Raw genomic sequence first — 24,588 nt, forward strand, 5'->3', positions numbered from 1 at the left:
AAAACACGCATTTTGCAACACCGTGTATAAAAAATTGCTAATTTTAGCTAAAACTAAAGTCTGTTGCATTTTTGCAAACTTCTGAATTTCCTTACGGAAATTCCTCGTTCACAAAAATCGCAACTTTCAATAACACAAACACGTTGTAAGTAATGCGGAAAATCGAGCAAAACAGTAAATTTTCGTGCTGAAAAGCCAACCGCACAGTCAAGCACATTTCATTTTTTTCGTGCCTCAAAAAATAAAAAGAGCTTGCCTTTTCCCACCACACACTTTTACGGAATGATAATTTTAATACTCATTTAGTGAGTATTTTGAAAATGTTCTTTACTTTAGTGAACGGAATTAAAAAAATTCGAAATGAACCGAATAAAAGAGGTTTTGGAACAAAAAGGAATAAAACAAATCTGGTTGGCTGAACAATTGGAAAAGAGTTACAATATGGTTCACTCTTACGCTCAAAACAAAAGACAACCGAGTTTAGACGATTTGTATAAAATTGCGGAAATTCTAAATGTTGACATCAAAGAATTGTTAGTTTCAAATAAACCTGAATAGAAAAAAGTAAATGAAATCAACCGAAATAAAAACTAACGTTCAGAACTTAATAGATAACTTCTCAAAAGAAGAATTTATCTATGATTTGTTGATTGCCTACGGAATTTCTAAAACATCTGTAACTCGACTAAAAAAAGGCGATTACAATTTCGCGAAAATTGATGGCGAAATTTTATACAAAAAGAAAATATTCTTTAAAGTAGAAACGGCTGACAAGTTGTTAAGTAGCATTGAAGAAATTGCAAAAGAGGAACGAATCACAAAACACAAACCAAGATTTGCTATTCTTACCGACTATAAACAAATAGTTGCTAAAGACCTTAAACTTGGTAAAAATTTAGATATCGAACTAAAGGAATTGCCGAATTATTTTGATTTCTTTCTGCCATTAGCAAATAGTGAGGTTTACAATGCAAAAAACGACAATGAAGCTGACAGAAACGCTTCGTACAAAATGGCAGATTTATACGATTTGCTTATTGAAGAAAATCCACAGATTTACAACTCAAAAGCAAGTATTCATAACTTAAATATATTTTTGTCTCGCCTACTATTTTGCTTCTTTGCAGAAGACACAGAAATTTTTGACGAAAATATTTTCACAAATACATTAGCACAACATACTTCTGAAAACGGAAAAGACACACATACTTTTTTAAATGATTTATTTGACAGACTAAATGATGAAAAGGCAAATAAATATCCAAACTATTTAGCAAAATTTCCCTATGTAAATGGTGGTTTATTTAGTGATAAAATAGATTCACCAAGATTCACAGCAAAAGCAAGAAAAACATTAATCGACCTTGGAGAATTGCAATGGAAAGATATCAATCCAGATATTTTTGGCTCAATGATTCAAGCTGTGGTAGATAAAGATTATCGTAGCGATTTAGGAATGCATTATACTTCAGTAGAAAATATAAAGAAGCTCATTTATCCTTTATTTCTTGATGAATTATACGAAGTATTTGAAAATTCAACAACAGTTAACCAATTAAGGACATTAATAAAAAGATTATCAAAAATTAAGTTTTTCGACCCAGCTTGTGGGAGTGGAAATTTTTTGATTATTACCTACAAAGAAGTTCGTTTGTTGGAGATTAAAATTTTAGAGAAAATTATTGATTTAAGTCCAAATCCAACATTAGAATTTACACAAATTCAACTTTCACAATTTTATGGAATAGAAATAGATGATTTTGCCCACGAAATGGCAATACTTTCACTTTGGTTGGCAGAACATCAAATGAACAGAATTTTTGAAGAAACATTGTTTGATTTTGGTAGGTCCAACCCTATTCTTCCATTAAAAGAAGCAGGACAAATAACACAAGGAAATGCAACTAGAGAAGATTGGAAAAAAGCTTGTTCAATTAATAAAACGGATGAAATTTATATAATTGGAAATCCGCCTTATTTGGGAGCAAGATTACAAGATGCAGAGCAGAAAAAAGATATGGATTTTGTTTTTCATAAATTAAAAAAATATCGCGATTTAGATTATATCAACTGTTGGGTTTATAAAGGAGCTCAATATATATTAGGTAATAATGCTAAATGTGCTTTTGTAACTACCAACTCTATTTGTCAAGGTCAACAAGTGCCACTTATTTGGCCTCATATTCTATCTAAAGGTTTAGAAATTGACTTCGCTCATCAATCTTTCAAATGGACAAACAATGCAAAAGGAAATGCTGGAGTAACAGTTATTATAATTGGATTGAGAAACATAAGCAACAATCCTAAATATTTATTTATTGATAATTTTAAAAAATTAGCTAAAAACATAAATCCTTATTTATTAGATAGCTCAAACACAATCGTTTCAGGTAGAAACAAACCATTATCCAATTTTCCTGAAATGAAATTTGGCAATATGCCAAATGATGGAGGTGGTCTAATTTTCACAGAAGAAGAACACGAACAACTAGTTGAGAAATTTCCAGAATCTCAAAAATTTACAAAATTACTTTTAGGTTCTTCAGAATTCATAAGAGGTAACAAAAGATATTGTTTATGGATAGAAGACAATCAATTAAAAGAGGCAATTAAAATCCCTGAAATTGCAAATCGGATTGAAAAAACGGAAATTCATAGATTAAATAGTAAAGATAATGGGACAAACAGATTAGCAGAACGGTCTCATCAATTTAGAGATAGAAATACAGCTAAAGAAAGTCAATTAATAATCCCAAGTGTTTCGTCAGAATCAAGACAATATATTCCTTGTGGTTATTTAGACAGTAATACAATTGTTTCAAATTCTGCACAAGTAATATATGATGCCGAACCTTTTATGTTTGCCATTATAAATTCTAAAATGCATATGGTATGGATTAGAAATGTTGGTGGAAAACTAGAAACGAGGATAAGATATTCAAAAGATATTTGCTACAATACATTCCCTTTTCCAGATATAACAACGAAGCAAAAGGAAAACTTAAACTTGTATGTTTTCGCCATTTTAGACGAAAGAGCGAAGCATAACAAAACTATGGCACAATTGTACAATCCTACAACAATGCCAAAAGGATTGCTCAAAGCACATCAAGAATTAGATACTGCAATAGAACAATGTTATCGTTTACAACCATTTAAAAACGATACAGAACGTTTAGAATATTTGTTTAAGCAGTATGAAGAAATGATAAAAAAAGACACACTATTTGCAAAGCAAAAGAAAACAAGAAAGAAGAAAGCCAAACTATAAAATATGCCAAATTTAGTACACGTAAATTACGACCAAACAGGGAAAAGCAAAAGCACAAATGCTTTAGGTATGCGAGAAATGCAAGAAAAAGCATTTGAAGGCAGAACTGCACAATATTTATTGTTAAAAGCACCACCAGCATCAGGAAAATCCAGAGCGTTAATGTTTATAGCTTTAGATAAATTGAAAAATCAAGGTTTAAAAAAAGTAATTGTTGCAGTTCCTGAAAAGTCTATTGGTGCATCTTTTGGAACAACAGAATTAAAAAAGTATGGCTTTTTTGCGGATTGGAAACCAAACCCAAAATATAACCTCTGCACACCAGGAAAAGAAAAGAGTAAAGTAACGGCATTCTTAAACTTTTTAGATTCTGACGAACAAATTTTGGTTTGTACTCACGCAACTTTGCGTTTTGCTTTTGATGGTTTAGATGTTAAAAAACTAGATAATACTTTAGTTGCTATTGATGAATTTCATCACGTTTCAGCAGAAGGCGATAATATTTTAGGTCAAGTTCTAAAAAGTATAATGGCAAATTCAGATGCTCACATAGTAGCAATGACAGGTTCATATTTTAGAGGAGATAGTGTTCCAGTTTTAATGCCAGAAGATGAAGCAAAATTTACCAAAGTAACATACACATATTACCAACAATTAAATGGTTACGAGTTTTTAAAATCTTTAGGAATTGGATATCATTTTTATACAGGTAAATATTTTAAAAAGCATCCTGATAAAGAACAGTCAGCATTGGCAGAAATATTAGATGAAAACCAAAAAACTATAATTCATATTCCAAGTGTAAATTCGGCAGAATCTTCCAAAGAGAAATACGAAGAAGTAAATCATATTATTGACGTTCTAGGAAACTTGGAATTTCAAGATGAAGAAACAGGAGTATTACACATAAAAAGTCATAAAACTGGTAAGATTTTAAAAGTTGCCGATTTGGTAAATGACAATCCAAAATCGCGAGATAAAATAAGTGCTTATTTACGAGAAATAACATCAGCAGATGATATTGATATCATAATTGCTTTAGGAATGGCAAAAGAAGGTTTTGATTGGCCTTATTGTCAACACGCATTAACTATAGGTTATAGAGGTTCATTAACCGAAATAATTCAAATAATTGGAAGAGCAACTAGAGATAGTAACAATAAAACTCACGCTCAATTTACCAACCTAATTGCTAATCCTGATGCTGAAAGTGAAGAAGTAAAACTATCTGTAAATAATATGCTTAAAGCAATTACAGCATCTTTATTAATGGAACAGGTTTTAGCACCAAATTTCAAATTCAAAATTAAAAAAGACGAAGATGATGAAGATGACGAAGATGATGACAAAACCATTAAAATAAGAGGTTTTAAATTACCTACTTCTCAAAGAGCCAAAGACATCATTGAAACAGATTTGAATGATTTGAAGGCAAAATTATTGCAAAACCCTCAAATGCTAAAGGCAATGCCAGGAAATGTAGAGCCTGAAGTAATAAACACAGTTTTAATTCCTAAAATAATTAGAGAAATTTATCCAGATTTAGATGATGATGATGTGGAAGCAGTAAGACAACACGTAGTTGTAGATTCTGTAATTAAAAACAGTACAATCGAAGAACAAGGCGATAAGAAATTTATAAGAATGGCTGGAAGTTTTGTGAATATTGATGATATTCACATTGACTTGATTGACCAGATAAATCCATTTCAAAAAGCATTTGAAATTTTATCAAAATCAGTAACTACACAAGTTTTAAAACTAATTGAAGAGCATATTCAAGCTACGAAGTTTGAAATGACAGAAGAAGAAGCAATTTTATTATGGCCAAAAATTAAAGAATGGGTAAAAAATAATAAAGGATTGCAACCAAATATTCAAGCGTTTGACCACAAGGAAAAAAGAATGGCAGAAGCGTTAGTGTTTTTGAGAGAACTTAAACGTAAAAAAGCACTTGCAGATGGCTAAAAAGAAACTAACAATAGACGACATTTTTAATGATGATGATTTTGGATTATTAGATTCAAAAGCTAAAACTTCAACCGTAAAAACAGATGAAGACAGGCTTATTGATTCCTTTGAAGAAATAAATGTGTTTTTTGACAAGAATAATAGAGAGCCAAATTCTAGCAGTATGTCTGAATATGGACTTTTAGCAAAATTGAAGAACTTTAGACAAAACGAGAAACAAAAGAAAACTTTAAAACCTTTTGACAGACATAATTTGTTAGGTTTTGTAGAAATGGAAAAACAAACCATTGATGATATTTTCAATGAAGATGATGATTTTGGATTATTAGATTCTGATAAAGATTTAGACATTTTCAGATTTAAACACACACCAAAACCAGAAGACAGAGCAGAATCGGATTTTGTTGCAAGAAGAAAAGCAATGAAAGAAAAGGACTTTGAAAAGTACGAAACAATGTTTCAGAAAGTCCACAAAGAAATAAAAGAAGGAAGAAGAAAAATAAAGCCATTTAAGAACATTGAAAAAAATCTACACATTGGCGACTATTATATAATGGACGGAATTCTTTTGTATCTGGAATCTGCGAATTTAAAGCAAGAGGAAACTGAATTAGATTCTGGAAACAGAGTTAGAATTGAAGGTAGAACTAGAACCGTTTTTGAAAATGGAACTTTTAGCAATATGCTTTTTCGTTCATTAGGTAAACAAATCCAAAAAAGTGGAAAACTGATTACTAACACCAATGAAAAACTAGAACAGGAATTGTTTGTAAATACTGGACTTGTAAAAGAAGAAGATTTACAAACTGGTTGGATTTATGTTTTGAAATCCAAATCAACGAATGCGGAATTATCAAGTATTCAGAATTTATATAAAATTGGATTTGCGAGTAATTCTGTAGATGACAGAATTAAAAATGCGAAAAACGAAGCGACCTATTTGTTTGCTGACGTAAAGAAAATTGCCACTTACAAAGTTTATAACCGAAACGCAGATAAGTTGGAAAACCTTTTACACAGATTTTTTGCAAGTGCTTGTTTGGATATTGACTTGTTTAACGAAAAAGGACAAAGACTAAATCCTAGAGAATGGTTTGTTGTTCCTTTTGAGGTAATTGAGGAATCAATCCAATTGATTTTGAATGAAAATATTGTGAATTACGAATACGACACAGAATTGAAAAGAATTAAACTGAAAGAATAAGCCAACGCTCAAAGCCATACACATTGCCAAGTCGCTCAAAAGCCAACCGCTAAAAGCCAAAACTTGGCAAAGAGTATGTCTTCTGCCAACGCTAGCAAGTTTGCGGAAAGAAAAAGCACTACTTACAACAACGTGTATAAAACATAGCTATTATAGGCTTTCCGAGAGGTTTTTGTATATTTACAAAGTACGCCAAATTTTTTATTTGGTTATATTTATAAAAGCAAATTAAACATAAAAACAAAAAATTCGGCTAGTGCTAAATCCGAAAAGTTAGCGTCTATTTATACGCTACGTTTCATACACAAGACCGTTGTGCGCAAGCTGAAAAATTCACTCGAATTGATAAAAAGAGCTATAATAATAACCTTAATTTTGAACTCAATAATTCTGATTGGTGTTCCAGCTGGACACGGATACGGAATTATGGCAATGTTCGAATTTATAAGTATTCCTTCGCTTTTAAAAAATGGAATTGATTTCCAAAAAGAATATCCTTTTGAAAGTAGTTTGATAATAACAGCTTTGGTTTCTTTGATTGGCAAAATAATATTAATTGTTTGCCTATTTTCAAAGAGAATATTGGAAAAAAAACTCTGGATTTATATCGGATTATTATTGATGATAATTGCGTTTTTAATAGTTGTTTATGGAGCTTGGGATTATGATACATTCTTATTTGCTATTACATTAGGTTCTGGAATACCATTTTTAATGTATTTTGGTAGAGTAATATATTTAATGAATAAGAGCAAAAGTTTAGTAAAACAAGTAAACTAAAACGGAATTGGAGAAAGCAATAATTAAGAAAATAGCGCAAGAATTGGATAGCGGATTTAACTGCTATTACAATTCCAAAACTGATGAAATTGTTGCAATTCCAAACTTCTCGCAATTTTCAGATGACGAAGACTTTAAAGAGGCTTTTAGTGACAGTTTAGAAAAAGTGAAAAAGCATAAAAAGGATTTTATAAAAATTGAGACTTTAGAAAGTTTTGAGTCGTTCAAAATTATGGAACTTTTTGTTGAGCAGATGTCTGACCAAAATCTAAAGGCTGAATTGGAAAATGTATTAGCAAATAAAAAGCCATTTCAGAATTTTAAGCATAAAGTTGACCATTCTGATTTTAGACAAAACTGGTTTGAATTTAAACAAAAAGAGCTCGAAAAAAGAGTAGAAAACGAATTAGAACGTGGAAAGCCTGCGCACAACAAAGAACTGAGCTAAAAAACAACTCTTTTCTTCATTAAATTTACGCACTATTATTTTAGGCTCATAATGCTATGAATTCGTATTTTGAGCTTTTATTTTTTATGTAAATACTACTTATTTTGATAAAACAGAAACGTACGTTTCGTCATATGGTAAACCTGATTTTGCAATAGCAAAACTCTGTTTTATCAGTTTATTTGAAACCGCTATTAAAGCCAATTTCTTACTCTTACCCTTGTTAACAATTCGCTCATAAATCTCGCGACATCCTTTATTATGCTTGCAAGCTGTAAAAGCACAGAGAAACAAGAGGTTGCGTAACTTCCTATTTCCAACCTTACTTATTCTACTTCTTCCACGTACACTACTCCCAGATACTCTTATCGTTGGAGTAATTCCTACATAACTACATAATTGTGAAGCTGTTTCAAATTTCTTAAATCCATCAGTAATTACAATTAAAAACAATGCCGTTTTCAATCCTATTCCTGGAATACTAGTTAGCAATGTTAACTGTGCTTGTTGGTCTTGTTTTACTAATGATAGTACTTTTGTTTCGATTCCTAAAATCTCTTTGTCTAAATGTTTTTTAGTCCGTTTTAATGAACCATAAACCCACTTAGAGGGAATCCCTAAAACTTCTTCTCCGTGGATTTTATTCTTAACCGCTGTGCGTTTTTTAATATCACTATCTAATAACCTAAACAACTGTAAACACTCACTCTGAACATTAGTAAGAGCCGTATACAATGGAACTTCATTGATACTTCCATATTCACAGATAGCCTTTGCATCACTTTTATCCGTCTTTACTTTAGATAATTTCATTTGGATAAAACGCTTTACAGACAAAGGATTTACCACCGATACAAAAATGCTTTGTTTGTATAAAAACTGAGCTAATCTGTAATGGTAATAACCTGTTGCTTCCATAATAACTAATGAGTTTTTAGGTAAACTTTTTAAAAAGGTTTTAAACCCTAATTCATCATTTTTAAATTGATCATGACCATTTGTACTTCCATAAACATCAAAAACGTCTTTACTGATGTCAACTCCAAAAATTTCCTTATATTTATTCATAAGAACTGATTTATGAAAGAATAACCTACTTTTACTCACAACAACTTGAAATCGAGATCTAGGTCTCACAGAACTGAACGTGATTGTTAGTAGAAAAGAGAGAGGATTATCAATGTTGTCGAAGTCTTGGCTTCACCGTGTATATTAACCTTAATTCTCTCTTTTATTCTTTCTGATTTATATACTTAAATTTAGTCTTTTATTATAAAATGCTAACTTAAGATGTGTATAGTGCATAAGGGTTTCAGAGGTTTTCGGGCGGTATCACTCGCATTAAATTTGAGTGGTAATTTGATAGGTTTGAAGCCCGCAATCCCTTACGACACCATACACTCAACGTTGTACACAAGCTGAAAAAAGAACCAGCCGCACGTTCAAGCACATTTCATTTTGCTCGTACCTCACAAAATAAAAAGAGCTTTCACTTCCCTACGCTCAAATAGTGATAATTCATTTAAAGTTGATATATTTGCATTAAATGCTAATAAATATGAATAAAAAGGCAATTAATAGACTGAAAGTTGTTTTAGCCGAACACGGTAAGACCAATAAATGGCTTGCTGAAAAGTTGGACAAAAACGAAACTACAATTTCTAGATGGTGTACGAATGAGGTTCAACCTTCATTGGATAGCTTAATAATCATTGCGGATTTATTAGCAGTTGATGTAAAAGAATTAATCAATTCAACTCTTTAGGCAATATGAAAATAGAAGTTCAATCAAAAGGCAATCAAATTTTTGCACCACTTAAAGACAAGTGGTTAGTACGTACACCAGAGGAGTTAGTAAGACAAGAATATATAAAGAGACTTGTAAATGATTATGGTTTTTCTTTAGAGCAAATGGCTCAAGAAATACAAGTCAACAACTCTCAAAGAGGACAAGGAAGAGCAAGTGCAGATATTGTAATTTGGAAAAACAAAAAAGACAGACAAGAATCAATTAGTCCAATAATTGTTGTTGAATGTAAAGCAGAACATATAACTGTAAGAGAAGAAGATTATTTTCAAGGTTATAATTACGCTTCTTGGGCAGGAGCAGATTTTTTTGTTACAACAAACTTAAAAGAGACTAGAATATTTAAAGTTGTAAAAGGAAAAATTCCAAAAAGACTTGAAGAAATTATAGATATTCCAGATGCTTCGAGTATTCAGAGTGAAAAGAAAATTGATGAAATTTTAAAGCAAACAAAAGCTTTTACTAGAGATGAGTTTTCTAAACTACTTTTTAATTGCCATAACATCATTAGAAATAATGACAAGCTATCACCAGAAGCAGCTTTTGACGAAATTTCCAAAATCCTTTTTATCAAAATCAGATACGAACGCACAAATTCTGGAAGTCAAATTTTTTCAAAAAAACAATTTTTATCTGACAAAGAAGCTTACGATAGACATAAATCAAAAGATAGCAGACCATTTTACCAACAACTTTTTGAAAGCACAAAAGAAGACTTCAAAAATGATGACCTTTTTGCAGAAAACGAAACCGTAAAAATCAGAGAAAATAGTTTTGAAGCAATCGTAGAAAAGCTTGAAAAATATAATCTTTCAACAACTTCTGATGACGTCAAAGGAATTGCATTTGAGCAATTTTTAGGCAGAACGTTTAGAGGTGAACTTGGTCAATTTTTTACACCAAGAACAGTCGTAGATTTTATGGTTGAAGTGCTAGACCCACAAGAAGGAGAAGTACTTTGCGACCCTTGTTGTGGTTCAGGTGGTTTTTTAATCAAAGCGTTTGAATATGTTCGTGCAAAAATTGAAGATGAAATTCAGGAACAGAAAGAAAAAATAAAAGCAAAATACTTTGATGAAAATTACGAGAAACTCACTGACAAGAAAAAAGAAGAGGTTGAAGAAAAAGTAAACGAACTATTCAATTATCTAAATCAAGAATTAGATATTAATAATGAAAAGAGTCGTTTACGTGTACTTTCTTATGACTGTATTTTTGGAACAGATGCAAATCCAAGAATGAGCAGAACTGCTAAAATGAATATGATAATGCACGGAGATGGTCACGGAGGTGTTCATCATAATGACGGATTATTAAATATTAATGGAATTTTTGAAAATAGATTTGATGTTATACTTACCAATCCGCCTTTTGGTGCAAGAATTGAGAAAAGTCTAAAAATTACCGAATCTGATAAATATACAGACGAAGTAAGAATTGCCGAATATAAAAAGCGTTATGGAAAAGCATACGAAACAGCTTTAAAACAAATAAATGATAATATTGGTGAGCCACTTTTAGGTTTATATAAAACTGGTAAAATGAGTTCTTTAACAGAAGTTCTCTTTATTGAAAGATGCCTTAACTTATTAAAGCCAGGTGGTAGAATGGGAATTGTTTTACCTGAAGGAGTTTTAAATAACAGTAATCTTCAAAAAATCAGAGAATTTGTAGAAAGCAAAGCCAAATTAATTCTAATTACTTCTATCCCACAAGATGTATTTATTGCTAGTGGTGCAACTGTCAAACCAAGTCTATTATTCTTTAAAAAATTCACTGAAGAAGAAGCTAAAAACTGGAAAGCAGTTACTGTAAAAGCAAAAAAAGAAATAGAAGCCAAATATGCAGACGAACTCAAACCTCTCAAAGAAAAACTTGTATTAAAAGGAAAAGATGCACTTACAACAGCAGAAAAGAAAGAAATTCGCAAACAGTTAAAAGAACTGAATGAAAAAATTGAATCTGAAATTAAGGCTCAAATCAAAAAAGAATTTGATTATGAAATTCCAATTGCTGAAGTAGAAAAAGCAGGTATAAGCACCACAGGTGCTCAAATTGAAAATGAGCTAAAACCATTAGCAGAAGAGTTTACTACTTATAGAATAGACAATCAATTATGGCAGAAAAAATTTGATTTTATAGAATATGAAATAGACGAAAGCAATAATTTTTATCGTATTCCTTTTGCAGGTAATCCTGCAATAGCTAAAGAACCAGAAGTGTTTTATGGAAAATAGTATAACAATGATACATAAAATACCATTTTCTGAATTAAACATTTGGGACGTAAAAAGCTTTTTTCATCAAGCAGATGTTTTTAGTGAGAAACATCCTGTGGTGCTGTTTGGAGAGTTTTTAACAAAGCCTCAAATCGAAAAAATTAAAATTGTAGATTCTGGTGAATATAAAATTTTAGGTGCTCGTTCCTATGGGAAAGGTGTTTTTGTAAACCGAATAGTAAAAGGTTCTACTTTAAAGATGAGAACCTACCAGCAGGCTAAAGAAAATCATTTGTTTTGGTGTAAAGTTGATACTAAAAATGGAGCTTTTGGAATTATAACACCAGAATTGGCAGATGGTGTTGGTTCATCCAATATGACATTTGCAAAAATTGAAACGAATAAAGCAAATCCAGAATATGTACAATTACTTTTTAAAAGCAAAAAAGTTAATGATTATATGGATGGTTACGTCTCTGGTACCACAAATAGAAAATACATAAAACCTGACCAATTAAGAGAAGAAATAAAAATACCGCTTCCATCATTAAAAGAACAAAATAGAATTGTTGAAAATTATAAATCAAAGTTAAAAATTTCTTTTCAACAAGAAGAAAAAGCTATTCAACTAGAAAAAAGTATTGAAGCCTTTATGTACAAATCATTAGGTATTGAGAAGGAGGCGAAAAAAGAAAAAATTAGTAGCTTACAATTTATTAAATATTCTTCAATACTTAATCGATGGGATGACAAACCGTCTCATAATCTTGATTCTAGCTTTCCAATAGTAAAAATTAATGATATTCTGAAAACAATATCTACAGGAACAACTCCTACAACTTCACGAAGTGAGTATTTTGAGAATGGCAAAATAAATTTCTATACACCAGCCGATTTAACAAATAAGGTATATCTGACAGAATCACAAAGAAAAGTTACCCAATTAGCAATTAATAATAGAAAAGCAAGGAAATTTATGAAAAACACTTTGCTTTTTGTAGGAATTGGCTCAACTGTTGGAAAGGTAGGTATTATTAAGAATGAATATGCATCAAGCAATCAACAAATTACTGGTTTAACTTTAGATGAAACTAAAGTGAATGTAGAATTCGCCTTTTTCTATTTTAATTATTTTCAGCACATCACAACAAAAGAAAGAACACAAGCTACAATACCAATTGTGAATCAAAGTAAGATTTTAAACATACCTTTTCCTTTACCTCCATTAAATATACAAATAGAAATTGCTTCAAGAATTTTAAAAATAAATAGTGAGATTAACGAGCTTATTGCATCATCAAAAAACAATAAAAAATATGCGTTAATTGAGTTTGAACAAGAAATATTTAAAAGTTAATGAGATTAGTACAACTACATATTCAAACTAGGTTTAAAAACATTGAGAACTTAAAAATAGACTTTAGAACAAAAGAAGGCTTAACTGTACTAATTGGAAATAATGGTAGTGGTAAGAGTAATATTCTTGAAGCGTTGAGTAGTATTTTTGCTGGACTTTATGACCAAACTTTTAATCCTAGTTTTCGTTATTTCTTGATTTATGAAATAAATGGAAATGAAATTAAAATTGTATACAACAACGTAACCCAAGCTTACGAATTAAAAGCTAATAATGTTGTAGATAACATTAAACCAGAACATTTACCATCACAAGTTGTAGCAAGTTATAGTGGCGAAGAAACCAGATTATGGGAAACATATTATTGGCCTTTTTATCAAAAATATATTCAAGCGATAAAAGGTGCTACTTTACCAAATCAAGATTTAATTTTCATTAATAAATATTATTGGAATATTGCCTTACTGACATTCTACTTCTACGATTTTGAAGCATTTACAGATATTAAAAAATTCTGTGAAACTGATTTAGGTATTACGCAGGTAAATAACATCAAATTTGACTTTGACACACAAAAAATAGGCACATTTCAATTAAATCCTGTTGTAAACTTTGTGCAGCAAATTAACCCAAACAATGATGCGACACTAACTTTAACTCTTGACGAATTAAAGCAAAGACTTGGTTATATATCTAACGAGATTGATTTTTTTAATTATCTCACAGCAGCTTCAATGCCAAAAGATGATAAACTTATAACAAATATTGAATTCAACTTTAACAATAACTTAAACGCTTCTTGCTTTAGCGAAGGAGAAAAAAAACTAATTCTTGTAAAACTAATTCTTGAAGTCATTGGAGATGAAAATTCATTGATTCTACTTGATGAACCTGATTCTCATATACATATTTCACGTAAACAAGATTTGCAAAAACTATTAAACAATTATGCAAGTCGTGAAAACATCTTAACAACTCATTCACCTACTCTAACTCATTGTTTTGATAATAAGCATATAATTATGCTAAACAGAAATGCCAATAATGATGCAGAAATTGAAGAACAAGAAAAGCAAGAAATTGTAAATAAGCTAACTAATGGAATTTGGTCTTATCAAGAACAAAATATATTCTTGAACACACAAAAAGATATTCTTTTAGTAGAAGGACCATCAGACGAAACATTTATTACAGAAGCACTTAAAGTTCTTAAAACCTCTGAACCTAGATATGCAGGTTTAGATTTTGCTTTTATGCCTTGTGGTGGAGCAGCTGGTGTGGAATTAATGTTAGGAAAGTTTGCACCTAAACCCAATCAAACCATAATTGCATTTTTTGATAGAGACCAAGCAGGAGTTGATGGAATTAATAAAATTTTCAGAAGAAATAGGAACAACAAATACAATACGAGCAATTTTACACACAGAATAAAGAATGATATTTGGGTGAGTTTTTTTCCTGTAAGAACTCATTTTAGAGGCTCGAACTTTAATGTTGAGGATTATTTTAGCAAAAAATTATTGAATAAATATGTGTTTCAGAATTTTAGAGGACTAGATTCAATAAGTTCTAAAGACAACGTGAAAAGGAAACTGGAATCGGAATGTAGAAATGGAAATATACCTGATAATGAATTTAGATTCTTTAAAAAATTATTTGACGAAATATTGATTATTAAAAACAAATAAAGCCGAAGCAATGTTCAAGCACATTTGCCTTTTTTTCGTACCTCAAAAAGTCAAAAGAGCTTTCACGCCAACGCTCACGTTTGAATTGAAAGAAACACCAGTAAAACAAGCTGAATAGAAAAAGCCAGTGTACAACAATGTATAAAAATAATAGCGGTTTAATCGCTAAAACGAAAGTAAGTAAATATAAAAAAGGTCTGTGTTTAACCGAAAAGACAGTGCGTGAAAATCCGCTACTATTCTTATACTAAACCGTTGGCAATAATTATGAGAAACATACTTCTGATATTAATAATTTCATTCTTTTTTCAAAGTTGCAAAAAGGATATTAACGAACAATCTATTAGTATTGTTGAGAGTTTTCAAAAAGGAGATGTAGAAAAAATCAAAAAGGAATTTTATTCTGACGAGTATTTTAATGACTTACAAAATGCCGACCAAATAATTAAAAAATATAAAACATTAATTGGAGACCTTGAAATTGACAAGAAAGAAAATATTATTTTAGAAACTCGAAAAGGAACAATATCTAATGGTTTTTTTCCAAAAGATTCAGTTTTAATAACATCTGCTTATGTTCCTGTGGCTGTAGAGATGCCTTCACCTGTTCCAAGTTATTTTGTTCAGTTACATTTCGTTAATAAAAATGATTCATACAAATTAGTCGCATTTGATTTAAAAAACACAGAAGTCCCACAAAATGCGAATGAACTTAATATTGAGAACAAAATTAATATTGACAAAAGAAGAATAATTGATTATTCATTTATGTATGAAGGTGGTTATAAAAGTCCACTTATTTTTAAACGTAAAACAGGATTAGTAAATGAATTAAAGGCGAATAAGGATAGGTTTGATTTACTACTTGAATTAATAAATAATTCAAAAATTGTTAAAGCGCAAAAAGAAACGGACACGAGACGATTTAATGGAGACCCAGAACTCGGAATCATTAACCTTGAAATGAATAACAATCATACCTGGACTTTATTCACGCTGATTTCAGAAGAGAATAATAAGAAAGAGAATTTTAATGGAACCATAGAATTAAGATATTATCAATACTTAAATTTAGCAGTAACTTATTGGATAGAATCAGAAAACAATGAATTACTAAAACAAACAATGTTCGAATTATGCAATTCTGGAGAAAATATCAGAACTGAACCGAAAGAATCAATAAAACTTGAAATTAGCCACGAAGAAAAATAACTATTGCCAACACCGTGTAAAAAAAATTGCTTAATTTTAGCTTAATCAAAGTTAGTCGCATTTTTGTAAACTCCTATTTTCCTGCGGAAAATAGCCGTTCACTTTAAACGCAACTTTCCTTAACACAACAACGTTGTGTGTCATTAAAAAAAACAAATCAAAATAAAAATGAAAAAAACGATTTTACTTTTTATTACATCCCTAATCCTTTTTGGCTGTAAACAGAACCAAAATCAAAAGGAACACCAAAGTTCAACAGAAACATTTGAACCTAAAGGAGTTGATAATATCGCCTATAAATGGGGATATATGGCATTGACCGCCCAAGCCAATGATACTGAAAAATTCAAACCAAGACCGACCGTCACTTCTCGGTATTTGGGTTTAATATTTGTTTCTGTATTTGATGCTTGGTCGATGTATGACGAAAAAGCTGTTCCTGTTTATCTTGAAGGCGTTGATAGAAGACCATCAAAAGAACAGACCTTGAAAAATAAAGAAATTGCCATTAGTTATGCCGCATTTGGAGCAATGAATGAATACTATTTTTCAGATAAACCATTGTTTGCGGAATTTATGAAAGAATTGGGCTTAGACCCAACAAACAAATCATTGGATCCCACAACACCTGAGGGTATTGGTAATTTAGCTGCAAAAGCAGTAATTGAAGCTCGAAAAGGAGACGGCTCTAATCAATATGGTGAAGAAGCGGGTTCTAATGGCGAACCATATTTTAATTACGTTGGATATGAGCCAGTTAATTCCGCTGATAAAAATGTTGACCCTAACCGCTGGCAACCTAAGTATTTTTCTGACGGGAAAGGTGGAAAATTTGCACCAGGATGCTTAACTCCATTTTGGGACAAGGTCAAACCTATTGCCCTAAAATCAGGAGACCAATTTCGACCTGGACCCCCTCCAATGATTGGTTCGGAACAACTGGAAAAAGAAGTTCGAGAAGTTATAGAATTACAATACAACCTAACAGATTATCAAAAGGCATTGGTAGAGTTTATGCGAGATGGTCCACAGTCTGTACAACAAGCGGGGCATTGGCTAAAATTTGCCCAAGATGTTTCTCGAAGAGATAATCATACACTTGATGAGGATGTAAAAATGTATTTTTATAATCAAGTGGTTGCCATGGATGCCTTCATAGCTTCTTGGGATTCAAAAATGTTTTACGATTATGCCAGACCTTATGCATTGGTCCATCAATATTATGATGAACAGAAAATCAAAGCTTGGGGAGGAGAAGGAAAAGGAATGATGGAAATAAAAGGAAATCAATGGAGACCTTATTCACCTGAAACATTTTTATGCCCTCCTTTTCCAAGTTATACATCGGGGCACAGTACCATTAGTGGAGGCTGTGCAGAAGCTTTAAAATTGTGGACGGGTAGTGACAAATTTGGCTCTGAAGCACAATTAGTAGCAGGTGCAATGACAGAACCTGACAACTTGGGAGACACAGTTACTTTGAAATTTCCAACATTCACAGAAACAGCAGAAATGGCTGGTATTTCGAGGGTATTGGGAGGTTATCATATTCAATCCGATAATGTAGCAGGATTAGAATTAGGAAGAAATGTGGCAAAGGAAGCATGGAAGTTTTACAAAAAACATATAGGAGAAGAATAACAACACACAACAATGTATATAAAAAATAGGCAAAATAGTAGTAATATCAAGGCTTTTGGCTCGCATCAAATTTTGTGTTTAACTGAAAGTATGCGCTTCTAAATCGCCTACTTTTCATATACTAACCGTTGCCAAAAATTGTCCAGAATCACTCAAATCGTTGGAAAAAAAACAATAAAACTCTTGAATTTTAAAATGTTAGACACTCTCTCGCGAGTCAAAAATTTAGTTTTTTATAAAAATTAAAAAGCTTGAAAATATAGAGATTATAAAAACAAAGTTTGTGGAATTTTTACTCAAACTCAAAATTTAAAAAAGGCGGAGAAATCTCGTTTTTTAAGAATAAAAGAAACCACTCAAATGTTGAATTTCCAATTATTGCGGAATGAAAATCTTTGCGGAATTGTCACTCAAACGTAAAATTTGAAAATTAGGAAAGATCTCGTAAGTCAAAACATGGAAAAACACTCTAATGTTGAATTACCAATATTGCGGAATTGAAAATCTTTGCGGAATTGTCACTCGAACGCTAAATCTTGAAAATAATAACCAAAATCGGAAAACAAAAAACAACTTTAGGCAACAACGTGTAAAAAAAATTGCTTAATTTTAGCTTAATAAAAATTAGTGGCTTTTTTATAAACTTCTATTTTCCTTCGGAAAATAGCCGTTCACTTTAATCGCAACTTTTCATAACACAACAACGTTGTATTTAATGGCGGATTTCCAGTCGGAAATCCACAAGAGGCATTTTATTAAAAATAAAAATTGTTCAACTATCAAGTTGTCGGATTTTGAAAATAGAAACGCAAAAAGATTAACAAATTGAATCGGTACGATTTTTAGCACAATTGCGGAGTGAAAAGTTGAAACGGATAAAATCACCAATCAGAACGGAATTAAGCAACGAAACGGTTTCATTTTAGCAAAATAACGGAGAAATCAGCAGAACGAAATCCTAAAATGATAAATTCTAGCTAAATCGAGAAACATTTCCGATTTTGCCAATTATAACGGAGAAATGAGCAGAACGAAAACGTAAAATGATAAATTTTAACAAATAGAGAAACATTTATGATTTTATCAATTATTGCGGATTTGAGAATTGAATCGGTACGATTTTTTAGCAATGGAATGAAAAGCCACTAAAATACAACAACGCGCATAAAAAATTGCTTTATTCAGTAAAATAGAATGGTTCTAAAACAAAAAAATAATATATTTATACGCCTGAAAAATTACGATTTCAAAAGTCGCAACTTTTCATGCTCAAACACGTTGCCAGTAATTTAACGGAACAGCTAGAAGCCATTTGAATTGAACGAATAGAAAACTAAAATCACAATTATATTTAAATAAGGAAATAGAATTTTAACCGAAAATGACTTTAAAGAATAAAATATTATTGAATAAATTTCTTGTACCTGCGATATTGTTGGTTATCCTAATAATCTATGTATTAAGACAAAATTATTTAGAATTCGGATTTATAATTTATTACCTCATTTTATGGTTAATAGTTTCTCTGTTTATCTTTTACAAACAGAAAAACCATTTGATTGAATATAATGCTGAATCGAATGAATTAAAAATCAAATATTACGCTGGAATAAATAAAACTGCTGAAAAGATTATCCAAGTAGATAAAATAGTAAGCAACAAATTAGATACGAGAATATTCGATTTCGGATTTGATGTATTATCAATAAAATATGTAGATGAACAAGATTTGTATGACCTTTTGGAATTAAGAGTTAGCAAAAAAGAAGATTGGATTGATATTTTATCTTCAATCAACAACTCAACCGAAATAAATAAACCAGCGGAATAAAAACTACTGGCAACACCGTGTAAAAAAAATTGCTTAATTTTAGCTTAATAAAAATTAGTGGCTTTTCTATAAACTTCTATTTTCCTGCGGAAAATAGCCGTTCATTTTAATCGCAACTTTTCATAACACAACAACGTTGGCACCAATTTGACCAAAATCACCCGAATTTGAAATTCCACAATGAAAAGAGATATAAATCGAGTAGTTTTTTATTCTAAACAAGATTTATCAAGTGATAGAAATCTACAAAATGCTGAACACATAATTGACAATTTCTATTCTAAAAAAACCTATAAAATAAACGACATTTTAGAATTATATCATATTAAACTTTATTTTGACAATGAACTCTTTCGTAATGCTTGGAGTATAGAAATCAAAACAAAATATATCGAAACTGTTGGTTCATTTTGGAACGTAATAATTTCATTTTTTATTAAAATTAATAATCAAAATATTTCCTCATATTTTAATACAATAGATTATCAATATTATGATTCATTTTGGACTTTAATAAGTCAATTAAGTATTTACAAAAAAATATCATCGGAAAATATTACTGCAATTTTACAAAATAGCAGTTTTTATATAAGACAGTTTTTAAAGCAAAAGAATATAGTTAATCATTATTCAAATTTGATTAAAAATCACCTTATTGAATCGACTGAATCTGCGGAGTTGTTACTTTCTCAATTTGAAGAAGACCACGTTTTATCGGAAAAACCAAAACTTTTCTTTCCAACTTCATTAAATGATAACGATAAGGAATCTATAATATTAAACTATTTGAATTCCCCAAATCCTAATTTAAACTATGTTAGATTAGTAGTTAAATCGAGAACTTTAAAAATATCTGACAAAACTAAATTAAAAGCTAAAAGATTAGAGAAAAAACAAAACGATGAAATTTTTGAAAAAGGAACAGGTTCTACTAACGTTGTGCAAGTTTCAATTTCAAAAGAGCAAGAAGAACCTTATAAATTAGAAAATCACAATGGACAATTCACGCATTGCTATTCTGAAAAATGGTTGAATGCTACAAAATCAAATGAAAATGTCTTTCGTAATTTCTCTTACTTGTTTAAATATATAAATGCACAAGGTTGTATTGATTTAGTAGGTAAAAATCACGAGATTGATTCATTTGAAAGAACTTTTATGCGTTCTAAAAATGAATACTTAATTAGTTTTAAGTTTCACGGGAAAAGTATATTATCTCATTTACAATTAGTAATCTACTTAAACTATTTACAAGAGAATAAAATAACTCTTGAGCAAGTTTTATTTCATCAAGTAAATGAAGTCTTAAATGAAAGATTTGAAATTAAAGGCTTAACAATTTCTTTCGCTTCAGAAAATGCTTCACCATTAGAAAAAATCCGATTTATTGCACCTGAATTAGAATTTCTAATTAAGCAATATCAATGTTATATCGAAGAGGGTTTTATAGACTTTGACCTTATAAGAATAAGCACCTCTCAATTGCATTTAAGTAAAGTAAAGAGTAAACTAAAAAAGAAGTATGTTTATGGTCAAGGAAATGAATATTTAAGAATAAAATACTGTTTCTTTTCAAATCAATCTATGCTATATTACATAGAACCATACAAAGAAAAATATCGTACATTTTATCATTTAATAGTTAATGAAAACATAAGTTATAATGACTTCCAAGACTATCAAAAAAGAGATATTGACTATTTAATTTCAAATGAATATTTAACTACTGATAAAAATGGATTTTTAAGAATTAGCAATCAAGAGTTAATTTTTGTAATTGGAAAATTACATTATGAAGATGTTCTAAATTTTTGGCATTATTCCGAACGAATAAGAAACGGAGTTTTAGAAATGGAAAAAAAAGGAATGATAAAATTTGAAAATACTTTATTCACAATCGAAGAAAGAAGATATTTGAATTATTATCTGAATCAAAAAGAGTTTTCTAATGGACTGGATTTAAGAAATAAATATTTACACGGAACTAACAGCAGTTCAGTTGATAGTCAACAGAACGATTATCTGATGTTATTAAAACTATTAATACTTGTCATCTATAAGATTCAAGACGATTTGAATTTATATAAAGCGGAACAAAAAACTGGTGCCAACACCGTATAAACTTTATTGCTAGTTTTAGCTCACTTGGGAAATTCCTCCGGAATTTCGCCGTTCGTGTTTTATTTACTAAATTCACTGCTTAAACAACGCAACAAAGCTTATACAACAACGTTGTGTACAATTATGAAGAAAATTCTAGTAATTATTATAATTTTGAATTGTATTCCAAATTTTGGTCAAACTGAAAGGGGCGACTCAATTCAAAAAGTATTATTCTTAAGGGCAAATATAGAGCTGAGTAATTCTGAAGTTGAAGTCGACTATCCTGAAATAGAAAAGTCTCATATTGAAAGAGCATACACGAATTATTATTTTTGCTATAAAAAAAACAAAAACAGTAAAATTGGACAAATAGCTTTAAAAAAAGCTGACTCTTTAAAAGTAATAATAATTACGAATCTCTTGAATAATATGCAAGGAGTCTGGAAACGGAAAATAAATGGCAATAGCAATGGAATAAATTCTACTTATAGTGAAAATAATAGTTATGAAATTTTAATCATTTCTAATAATAAGATAGAGTTTTATAATGAAAATATTAAGTCTAAAAAAAGAACACTTGTTAAGTCTGAAAATATTAAAGTCCTAAAAGACATTAATTATAGAGGTCCAACAATTAGTGAATTAATTTACTCTGATAATCATATTTGGAGTATTTCATTTAATAAATCTAAAAAGTATATTTACTTTATAAACACTGGAAAAATGCTAAAAAATGGAGACGTATTAGATATTGCTTGTGGAAACACTGAAACAATGTATGAGAAATTAAAATAACAGTACACAACACCTTGTATAAAAAATTGCTAAATTTGGCTTAATCAAGGTTTGTTGCATTTCTGTCAACTCCTATTTTCCTGCGGAAAATAGCCGTCGACTTAAAACGCAACTTTCCATACAAAACAACGTTGGGCGTCATTAAAAAAAACCTTAGAAAAAGAAAAAATAATTGAATAAATGAAAGCAAACGAAACAAAAGTTGAGGACTTTTTATCTTCAAACAAAACACAATTTGTAATTCCAGTTTACCAGAGAAATTATGATTGGTCAACTAGTCAATGTAAACAACTTTTAGACGACATTCTCGAAGTAGGAACGAGCAAAAGAACAAATGCTCATTTTATTGGCAGCGTAGTTTATGTCCACGATGATGTTTATACTTCTTCAAGAATAAAGGAATTGACAGTTATTGACGGACAACAACGTTTGACTACTTTAACTTTAATTTATTTGACTCTTTATCGTTTGGCAATTGAAATGGACGACAAAGCACTTGAGGCTGAAATAAGCGAAACTTATTTGACAAATAAATTTGCTCCAGAAGAAGAAAAGTTGAAACTAAGACCAACTGAAAATAATGATAAAGCAATAAAATATTTATTGAGAAGTGATTCCAATGAAGAATTTAACGATTTTTCAAAAGTCATTGATAACTTTAATTACTTCAAAAGTAGAATTACAGCAGAAAACATTGAATATGTATTAAAAGGACTTTCCAAACTTATGTTCGTAGAAATTTCTCTTGACAGAGAAAAAGATGACCCACAAAGAATTTTTGAAAGTTTGAACTCAACAGGTTTAGAATTATCCCAAGCAGATTTAATTCGCAATTATATTTTAATGGGACTAAATAGAAAAAGTCAGAATAAAATATATAATAACTACTGGGAAATTATAGAAAAATTAGCAAAGGACGAAAGTTTAAATACGAGTAAAGTCTCTGACTTTATTAGAGATTATTTGACCTTAGTAAACAATAAGATACCAAATAAAAGTAAAGTTTATTTAGAGTTTAAGGCTAAATTTCCAACAACTGATTTAGAAGAATTGGAGAACAATTTATTACCAATTAAATCTCTTGTTAAATATTATAACAAGTTACTAAATCCAAAAAATGAATCTGATAGAGAAATAAGAACTCAATTAGAATATATAAATCGTTTAGAAGTTAATGTTGCATTCCCGTTTTTAATGAAAGTCTATGAAGATTATTCTGAAAACATAATTGACAAACAGACTTTTATTAAAGTGTTAGATTTCATTCAATCATTTGCTTGGAGAAGATTCATACTTGGCTTACCAACCAATGCTTTGAATAAAATATTTATGACTCTTTATGAAAAAATCGATAAAGACAATTATTTGGTTTCACTTCAAAAATGGCTTTTAAAAAGACCTGGTTCTCAAAGGTTTCCTAAAAATAATGAATTAATAGAAAGCCTAAAATTAAAAGATGTTTATAATGTAAAATCAAAAAACAGAACTTATCTTTTAGAACGCCTTGAAAACTTTGAAAACAAAGAACCTGTAAAAATAGAAGGAAATACAGATATAACTATTGAACATATATTTCCACAAAATCCAGACCCAAAATGGAAAATTGATTTAGGAACAGATGAGTATAATTTCATAAAAGAAACTTATTTAAATACAATTGGAAATCTTACTTTATCTGGGAATAATGGAAAACTAGGAAACAAAATTTTCACGTACAAAAGAGATTTAGAAAATGCAGGTTATAAAGATAGTAGGCTTTGGTTGAACAAATATTTATCTATTGCCGAAAAATGGAACAAAACTGAAATTGAAAGACGTTTTGACTTATTAGCTGAACGTTTCCTGAAAATTTGGGAATATCCAGCAATTGATTTAGACGATAGAGACGAAAATAACGAAGTAAACATTTTTGAAGCCGAAGATCCTAAATTTAAAAAATTAGAATACGCTATATTCTTTGACCAAAAAATTGAAGTTAATCAAGTGTCTAAATTATATGTAGAAGTTTTTAAACAGTTATTTGACTTACAACCTGAAACATTTTTCACAACAGATTTAGCTGAAAAAATCACATTGACCAAAAATCCAAAAGAAGGAAATCCAAGACAAGCAGTTAAAATTAACGATACCTATTTTATAGAAGGAAATATAGATAATATAGGAAAATTTGAAAAAATAAAACACGCATTGACAATTTTCGATTCAGAAGATGAATTGACAATAAAATATGCGGAAAAACAATAACGAACGCCCAACACCGT

General features: G+C 30.1%; 17 protein-coding genes. 16 read left to right on the forward strand and 1 reads right to left on the reverse strand.

The annotated features are described in order from the left end of the window. Positions 1-360 precede the first annotated feature (360 nt). The 6 genes from WHD07_RS05255 (at position 361) to WHD07_RS05280 (ending at position 7,674) form a co-directional block, all read left to right on the forward strand. Entirely contained in the window at positions 361-558 is a 198-nt protein-coding gene (locus WHD07_RS05255) for a helix-turn-helix transcriptional regulator (RefSeq protein ID WP_343330345.1), read from the forward strand. 10 nt (positions 559-568) lie between these two features. Further along, positions 569-3,271 (forward strand): class I SAM-dependent DNA methyltransferase, encoded by a 2,703-nt coding sequence (locus WHD07_RS05260; RefSeq protein ID WP_343330346.1) that lies wholly within the window; start codon positions 569-571, stop codon positions 3,269-3,271. 3 nt (positions 3,272-3,274) lie between these two features. Then, positions 3,275-5,239, forward strand: a complete 1,965-nt coding sequence (locus tag WHD07_RS05265) for a DEAD/DEAH box helicase (RefSeq protein ID WP_343330347.1) — start codon at positions 3,275-3,277, stop codon at positions 5,237-5,239. Further along, complete coding sequence (locus tag WHD07_RS05270; protein ID WP_343330348.1) at positions 5,232-6,446, forward strand: GIY-YIG nuclease family protein; 1,215 nt, start codon at positions 5,232-5,234, stop codon at positions 6,444-6,446. The genes WHD07_RS05265 and WHD07_RS05270 overlap by 8 nt, the downstream gene beginning before the upstream one ends. Positions 6,447-6,788: 342 nt before the next feature. Continuing rightward, positions 6,789-7,226 (forward strand): hypothetical protein, encoded by a 438-nt coding sequence (locus WHD07_RS05275; RefSeq protein WP_227478119.1) that lies wholly within the window; start codon positions 6,789-6,791, stop codon positions 7,224-7,226. Positions 7,227-7,233: 7 nt separating this feature from the next. After that, positions 7,234-7,674, forward strand: a complete 441-nt coding sequence (locus WHD07_RS05280) for a UPF0158 family protein (protein WP_343330349.1) — start codon at positions 7,234-7,236, stop codon at positions 7,672-7,674. Between the two features lie 99 nt (positions 7,675-7,773). On the opposite strand, the gene WHD07_RS05285 is transcribed toward WHD07_RS05280, so the two are convergent. Further along, positions 7,774-8,742: an IS110 family transposase gene (locus WHD07_RS05285; RefSeq protein WP_343328560.1), complete on the reverse strand. Its 969-nt coding sequence runs from the start codon at positions 8,740-8,742 to the stop codon at positions 7,774-7,776. A 490-nt stretch (positions 8,743-9,232) separates the two neighbouring features. Here WHD07_RS05285 and WHD07_RS05290 point away from each other — a divergent pair, with 490 nt between their 5' ends. From WHD07_RS05290 to WHD07_RS05335, 10 genes are all read left to right on the forward strand, one after another. Continuing rightward, positions 9,233-9,439, forward strand: a complete 207-nt coding sequence (locus WHD07_RS05290; RefSeq protein ID WP_343330350.1) for a helix-turn-helix transcriptional regulator — start codon at positions 9,233-9,235, stop codon at positions 9,437-9,439. A gap of 5 nt (positions 9,440-9,444) precedes the next feature. Further along, entirely contained in the window at positions 9,445-11,718 is a 2,274-nt protein-coding gene (locus WHD07_RS05295) for an N-6 DNA methylase (RefSeq protein WP_343330351.1), read from the forward strand. Positions 11,719-11,725: 7 nt separating this feature from the next. Continuing rightward, positions 11,726-13,057 (forward strand): restriction endonuclease subunit S, encoded by a 1,332-nt coding sequence (locus WHD07_RS05300; RefSeq protein WP_343330352.1) that lies wholly within the window; start codon positions 11,726-11,728, stop codon positions 13,055-13,057. Beyond that, positions 13,057-14,745: an ATP-dependent nuclease gene (locus WHD07_RS05305; RefSeq protein WP_343330353.1), complete on the forward strand. Its 1,689-nt coding sequence runs from the start codon at positions 13,057-13,059 to the stop codon at positions 14,743-14,745. The genes WHD07_RS05300 and WHD07_RS05305 overlap by 1 nt, the downstream gene beginning before the upstream one ends. 267 nt (positions 14,746-15,012) lie before the next feature. Next, positions 15,013-15,957: a hypothetical protein gene (locus WHD07_RS05310; RefSeq protein WP_343330354.1), complete on the forward strand. Its 945-nt coding sequence runs from the start codon at positions 15,013-15,015 to the stop codon at positions 15,955-15,957. Between the two features lie 168 nt (positions 15,958-16,125). Next, positions 16,126-17,598 (forward strand): vanadium-dependent haloperoxidase, encoded by a 1,473-nt coding sequence (locus tag WHD07_RS05315; RefSeq protein ID WP_343329323.1) that lies wholly within the window; start codon positions 16,126-16,128, stop codon positions 17,596-17,598. A 1,555-nt stretch (positions 17,599-19,153) separates the two neighbouring features. After that, entirely contained in the window at positions 19,154-19,429 is a 276-nt protein-coding gene (locus tag WHD07_RS05320) for a hypothetical protein (RefSeq protein ID WP_343330355.1), read from the forward strand. Positions 19,430-19,609: 180 nt separating this feature from the next. Continuing rightward, positions 19,610-21,550: a hypothetical protein gene (locus WHD07_RS05325; protein WP_343330356.1), complete on the forward strand. Its 1,941-nt coding sequence runs from the start codon at positions 19,610-19,612 to the stop codon at positions 21,548-21,550. Between the two features lie 123 nt (positions 21,551-21,673). Further along, positions 21,674-22,327, forward strand: a complete 654-nt coding sequence (locus WHD07_RS05330; RefSeq protein WP_343330357.1) for a hypothetical protein — start codon at positions 21,674-21,676, stop codon at positions 22,325-22,327. A gap of 180 nt (positions 22,328-22,507) precedes the next feature. Next, a complete protein-coding gene (locus WHD07_RS05335) occupies positions 22,508-24,571 on the forward strand; it encodes a DUF262 domain-containing protein (protein ID WP_343330358.1) in 2,064 nt (687 codons plus the stop codon). Positions 24,572-24,588 lie beyond the last annotated feature (17 nt).

Origin of the sequence: Polaribacter staleyi (genome assembly GCF_038024045.1) — a bacterium.
GTDB lineage: Bacteria > Bacteroidota > Bacteroidia > Flavobacteriales > Flavobacteriaceae > Polaribacter > Polaribacter butkevichii.

What these genes read in the sequence shown, in the direction of transcription:
- WHD07_RS05255 (WP_343330345.1), top strand. Translation starts at nt 361, where the DNA reads ATGAACCGAATAAAAGAGGTTTTGGAACAAAAAGGAATAAAACAAATC.
- WHD07_RS05260 (WP_343330346.1), top strand. Translation starts at nt 569, where the DNA reads ATGAAATCAACCGAAATAAAAACTAACGTTCAGAACTTAATAGATAAC.
- WHD07_RS05265 (WP_343330347.1), top strand. Translation starts at nt 3,275, where the DNA reads ATGCCAAATTTAGTACACGTAAATTACGACCAAACAGGGAAAAGCAAA.
- WHD07_RS05270 (WP_343330348.1), top strand. Translation starts at nt 5,232, where the DNA reads ATGGCTAAAAAGAAACTAACAATAGACGACATTTTTAATGATGATGAT.
- WHD07_RS05285 (WP_343328560.1), bottom strand. Translation starts at nt 8,742, where the DNA reads ATGAATAAATATAAGGAAATTTTTGGAGTTGACATCAGTAAAGACGTT.
- WHD07_RS05290 (WP_343330350.1), top strand. Translation starts at nt 9,233, where the DNA reads ATGAATAAAAAGGCAATTAATAGACTGAAAGTTGTTTTAGCCGAACAC.
- WHD07_RS05295 (WP_343330351.1), top strand. Translation starts at nt 9,445, where the DNA reads ATGAAAATAGAAGTTCAATCAAAAGGCAATCAAATTTTTGCACCACTT.
- WHD07_RS05300 (WP_343330352.1), top strand. Translation starts at nt 11,726, where the DNA reads ATGATACATAAAATACCATTTTCTGAATTAAACATTTGGGACGTAAAA.
- WHD07_RS05305 (WP_343330353.1), top strand. Translation starts at nt 13,057, where the DNA reads ATGAGATTAGTACAACTACATATTCAAACTAGGTTTAAAAACATTGAG.
- WHD07_RS05310 (WP_343330354.1), top strand. Translation starts at nt 15,013, where the DNA reads ATGAGAAACATACTTCTGATATTAATAATTTCATTCTTTTTTCAAAGT.
- WHD07_RS05315 (WP_343329323.1), top strand. Translation starts at nt 16,126, where the DNA reads ATGAAAAAAACGATTTTACTTTTTATTACATCCCTAATCCTTTTTGGC.
- WHD07_RS05325 (WP_343330356.1), top strand. Translation starts at nt 19,610, where the DNA reads ATGAAAAGAGATATAAATCGAGTAGTTTTTTATTCTAAACAAGATTTA.
- WHD07_RS05330 (WP_343330357.1), top strand. Translation starts at nt 21,674, where the DNA reads ATGAAGAAAATTCTAGTAATTATTATAATTTTGAATTGTATTCCAAAT.
- WHD07_RS05335 (WP_343330358.1), top strand. Translation starts at nt 22,508, where the DNA reads ATGAAAGCAAACGAAACAAAAGTTGAGGACTTTTTATCTTCAAACAAA.